The following is a 4,354-nucleotide window of genomic DNA, read 5'->3' as shown; positions in this document are numbered from 1 at the left end:
TTCGGACGAAAAAATCTACGCCAATCTGACGGACTTCATTTTATCAGCGATTCCTCTCAATTTTTCTCATACGGGTGGATAATCAGCGCACCGTCCTTGTACTCGCCGATGTAGATGTCCTTGAGCGCGTAGCCTGCCGTGCGCAGCTCGGAGTTGAGCCAGACGCGATCCTTTTCGATGAGTTCGAGGATGTCCTCATCCAGCTGTCCATCGAGGATGAGCGGATAGCGCGCATTCTGCTCGCCGTACTGGATAACGGTGAGCTGGCCGTTCGGCTCGAGCACGGCACGTTTCACGTCTTTGATGTAGTAAACGCCCGCCATGCGGAGTTTCAGTGTGATGTCATGCGCGAGCATTCCGTGCCGCATACACTCATCCATGAGGATTTTGCCGCGCTCAATCACCACGGCGGGACTGCCGTCGACGAAGTCCTTGATCGCACCGCTGTTCATCTTGAAATATTTCAGAACCAGCACGAGCAGCGTCCACGCGATCAGCACGAGCAGGAAGTCCAGAATGGAGATGGCGTTGTTGTAGATCACGCCGCCGATGATGCCGCCGAGGACGTAGTTCTGCACCTGATCGGTCGCGGAGTTCGGCGCGAGGTTGCCCTTGCCGAGCAGGTTGATCTGGAGGATGAGACACAAAAGGCCAAGCGCGAGCTTGCCCAGCATCAGAGAGTAGATCAGCATGTCAGTCCTCCTTGTCCACAATCTTCACGTCGCGGTTCAGGAGATGCGTCCGCTCGTACTGGAACGAGGTAAAGTCCGCATTGAATGTCACTACATAGAATGTCCCCTGCACATCGACGAGCATCCCCTGCTTCAAATACGTCGAATTTGTACGGATCTTTTGCACGGGCACACCGAGATCCTCACTGAGACTGTGGAGGAACTGTGCCATACGTGAGGTCGCCTCCACATCGCTCTTTGTGCGGTTGTAGTCGTTCCACTGCACACCGCCGAGGAATGCAACCGCGAGAAAGAGAATGACGATGAGGTCGCGGTAGCGTGTTACCAGACGATTCCGCAGATATTTGACGCTTACGAACAGCAGCGCCGCGAGCGCAAGAAACGAGAGTGCATACCAGACATTATTGCCAAACTGGCTGTGCGCTGCGATGTAGTCATAGGTATAAAAAGTCAACGAGACACCTCCTGTAAAGTTCTGATTACGATGGCACATTATCACTTGGACAAGTGTTTGTCAATCCCGCTCCTTCGTATTTCTGTATACTGTATAATGCCATACATGCCGCGTCAGCGTTGAATTTTTATATAGCTTCCGTTATAATGTTTTTCATCTTTACCACGGTTGCTCAATAAAGGAATCACGATCTTCATTATATCAGCGATTCCTAAAGAAAAAGAGAACCGTCTCCGTATTCTGTGTATTATGGGATGTGTTCCGCATCCCGGCGGGAGTTGAACGCCATGAAGGGTGAGCTGTATATCAAGGAAAAGCGGTGCAAGGGCTGCGGCATCTGTGCCGCGTTCTGTCCGAAGCAGGTGCTCGAGGTGAGTCTGCTCGGCAAGATCACGCCCGTCCGTCCCGAGGACTGTATTGCGTGCGGGCAGTGCGAGATGCGCTGTCCTGACTTTGCGATATTCGTGGAACGGAGGGACAGCAAATGAGTACACAACGAGCCGCCCGGCTGATGCAGGGCAACGAGGCGGTCGCCGAGGGTGCGATTGCGGCGGGTGTGACGTTCTTCGCGGGCTACCCCATCACACCGTCCACGGAGATCGCTGAACAGATGGCAAAGCTGCTGCCGCCGATCGGCGGCACGTTCCTCCAGATGGAGGATGAGATCGGTGCGATGGGGGCAATCCTCGGCGCATCGCTCGCGGGCGCAAAGGTGATGGACGCGACGAGCGGCCCCGGCTTCTCACTCAAACAGGAGCTGATCGGCTATGCGGCGTGTGCGGAGATTCCGTGCGTCGTGGTAAATGTGCAGCGCGTCGGTCCCTCGACGGGACAGCCGACTGCGCCCGCGCAGGGCGATGTCATGCAGGCGCGTTGGGGCACGCATGGCGACCATCCGATCATCGCACTCTCACCGTGGAGCGTGCGCGAGTCGTTCGACATGGCGGTGCTGTCGGTGAACTATGCGGAGCGTTTCCGTACCCCCGTCATTCTGCTGATGGACGAGATCGTCGGACATCTGCGCGAAAATGTCACGCTCCCGACGGCGAGCGAACTGGACATCTATCCGCGCCGTCTGCCGAAAAAGACACGCGCCGAGGGCTATCAGCCCTTTGCCGTCGGTGATGATCTCGTGCCCGATGTGGCACGTTTCGGCGACGGCTACCGCATCCACGTCACAGGGCTTCTCCACGATGAGACGGGCTTTCCCTCGGGCAGCCCTACCGTCACGGAGCAGCTGATCCACCGGCTCCACGAGAAAATCAATCGTGTGGGCAAGGAGATCATCCACACGGAGGAGCACTTCATGGAGGACGCGGAATACGCCGTCGTCAGCTACGGCGGTACGGCGCGTACGGCATACGAGGCGGTACGCTCGGCACGCGCCGATGGAATCCGCGTCGGTTTCCTGCGTCTCAAGACGATCTGGCCGTTCGCGGATGCGGCAATCGGACGTCTCGCGGCTCGCGTCAAGGGCATTCTCGTCGCGGAGCTGAACTATGGGCAGCTCGTGGGTGAGGTCACGCGTGCGGCGCACGGTACGCCTGTCCGCCCGTGTCTCAAATACGATATGCACAGCTTCACGCCGCAGGAAATCACAGCGGCGATTCGTCAGATGAGCGAGGAGGTGCGGGCATGAGCACGGACATGAATGCAGGTGCGGCGACGACCCGCAGCTTTGAGCAGTATTTTCGTCAGAACCGCCTGCCCCATCTCTGGTGTCCCGGCTGCGGCAACGGCACGGCATTGAAATGTATTGCACAGGCAATCGAGGATGCAGAGGGATTCACGCAGGACAATACGGTCATCGTCTCAGGTATCGGCTGCTCCTCACGCGGTTCGGGTTATATGGATTTTGACACAGTGCATACAGCACATGGACGAGCGATCCCCTTTGCAACAGGCATCAAGCTCGCACGCCCCGAGTTGAACGTCATCGTCATTACGGGGGACGGCGACTGTACTGCCATCGGCGGGAATCACTTTTTGCATGGCTGTCGGCGCAACGTCGATTTGACGGTCATTCTCTTCAATAACAATATCTACGGCATGACGGGCGGACAGTCCTCGCCGACGACGCCGCCGGGCAAGATGACGGCGACCGCACCATACGGGACGATCGACCGACCGCTCGATGCGTGCCGTATCGCCGAGGCAGCAGGCGCGACCTACGTCGCGCGCTCGACAGCGTTCCACGTCAAACATCTCACGCAGATGATTGCGGGGGGGCTTGCCGACCACGGCTTTGCCCTCATCGAGGCGATGGTGCACTGCCCGACCGCCTACGGGCGCAAAAACAAGATGGGCTCCCCCGCCGCAATGCTCGAATGGATGCGTGACTCCGCCGTCATGAAGACGGCGTGGGACAAGCTGCCGCCCGAAAAGCGCACGCCCGACAAATTCCCCATTGGGCTTCTCTATGCGTGCGAGGGCGAGGAGTACGGCAAGGCGAACGCTGAGATCCAACGGCGCGCGGGAGGGCTGTGATATGCAGAAGGAACTTCGTCTCTCAGGCTCGGGCGGGCAGGGTGTCATCACCGCCGCCATCATCTTTGCCGAGGCGGCGACCGCGTGCGGCATGAACGTCGCACAGTCGCAGTCCTACGGCCCCGAGGCACGCGGCGGCGCATCCCGCTCCGAGGTCATCGTCAGTGACGGCGCAATCTATCATCCGCACGTCGAGCATCCCGACATTGTACTCGCCATGACACAGGCGGCGGCGGACAAGTACGCGGGCGATCTCGATCCCTCAACGGGCATTCTGATCGTTGACAGCGAGCTTGTCCCGAGCGTCCCGCAGGCGGCACACATTATCTCCGTCCCCATCACCACGCTTGCCATCGAGAAGATCGGCAAGTCCCTCTTTGCCAACATCGTCGCGCTCGGCGCGATCACGCGCGTCTCCGGCATCGTCCCGCTCGATGCCGTAAAGAATGCCGTAGCAAACCGCGTCCCGCCGCATACCATCGAGGCGAATATGCAGGCGCTGATGATTGGATACGAGGCGGCTGAGGGGTAAGACTCTTTTCCGTACACGACAAAACCCGCTCACATTGGAATCTGTGGGCGGGTTTTCGTATCAGTAAACATTGCCAAGCATCTATCCTGAGTTTTCTTGACAGTGCACGGATTTTACACTATCCTAAGGAATCACTGATAAAATAGACCCTCAGATTGGCGTAGATTTTTTCGTCCGAACAAGGAGGCA

General features: G+C 58.1%; 6 protein-coding genes. 4 read left to right on the top strand and 2 right to left on the bottom strand.

Annotation, left to right across the window (positions count from 1 at the left end):
* Positions 1-56: 56 nt before the first annotated feature.
* Positions 57-692, bottom strand: coding sequence for a DUF421 domain-containing protein (locus tag ACO6BQ_RS12055; RefSeq protein WP_489121288.1), 636 nt, complete (start codon positions 690-692; stop codon positions 57-59).
* A gap of 1 nt (position 693) precedes the next feature.
* On the bottom strand, positions 694-1,146 hold the full coding sequence (locus ACO6BQ_RS12050) for a DUF3290 domain-containing protein (protein ID WP_489121286.1): 453 nt from the start codon (positions 1,144-1,146) through the stop codon (positions 694-696).
* Between the two features lie 287 nt (positions 1,147-1,433).
* On the opposite strand from ACO6BQ_RS12050, the gene ACO6BQ_RS12045 reads away from it, so the two are divergent.
* The 4 genes from ACO6BQ_RS12045 to ACO6BQ_RS12030 are packed head-to-tail and all read left to right on the top strand — an operon-like array spanning position 1,434 to position 4,165.
* On the top strand, positions 1,434-1,634 hold the full coding sequence (locus ACO6BQ_RS12045; RefSeq protein WP_489121285.1) for a 4Fe-4S binding protein: 201 nt from the start codon (positions 1,434-1,436) through the stop codon (positions 1,632-1,634).
* Complete coding sequence (locus tag ACO6BQ_RS12040; RefSeq protein ID WP_489121280.1) at positions 1,631-2,785, top strand: 2-oxoacid:acceptor oxidoreductase subunit alpha; 1,155 nt, start codon at positions 1,631-1,633, stop codon at positions 2,783-2,785. Before ACO6BQ_RS12045 ends, ACO6BQ_RS12040 begins: the two co-directional genes overlap by 4 nt.
* Positions 2,782-3,633: a thiamine pyrophosphate-dependent enzyme gene (locus tag ACO6BQ_RS12035; protein ID WP_489121278.1), complete on the top strand. Its 852-nt coding sequence runs from the start codon at positions 2,782-2,784 to the stop codon at positions 3,631-3,633. Before ACO6BQ_RS12040 ends, ACO6BQ_RS12035 begins: the two co-directional genes overlap by 4 nt.
* Position 3,634: 1 nt before the next feature.
* Positions 3,635-4,165: a 2-oxoacid:acceptor oxidoreductase family protein gene (locus tag ACO6BQ_RS12030; protein WP_489121276.1), complete on the top strand. Its 531-nt coding sequence runs from the start codon at positions 3,635-3,637 to the stop codon at positions 4,163-4,165.
* The last annotated feature ends 189 nt before the right edge of the window (positions 4,166-4,354 follow it).

The sequence above is a fragment of the Centipeda sp. (in: firmicutes) genome, from assembly GCF_057271695.1.
Note: the sequence above shows the minus strand (reverse complement) of the source record. Positions and strands in the feature narration are given on the sequence as shown.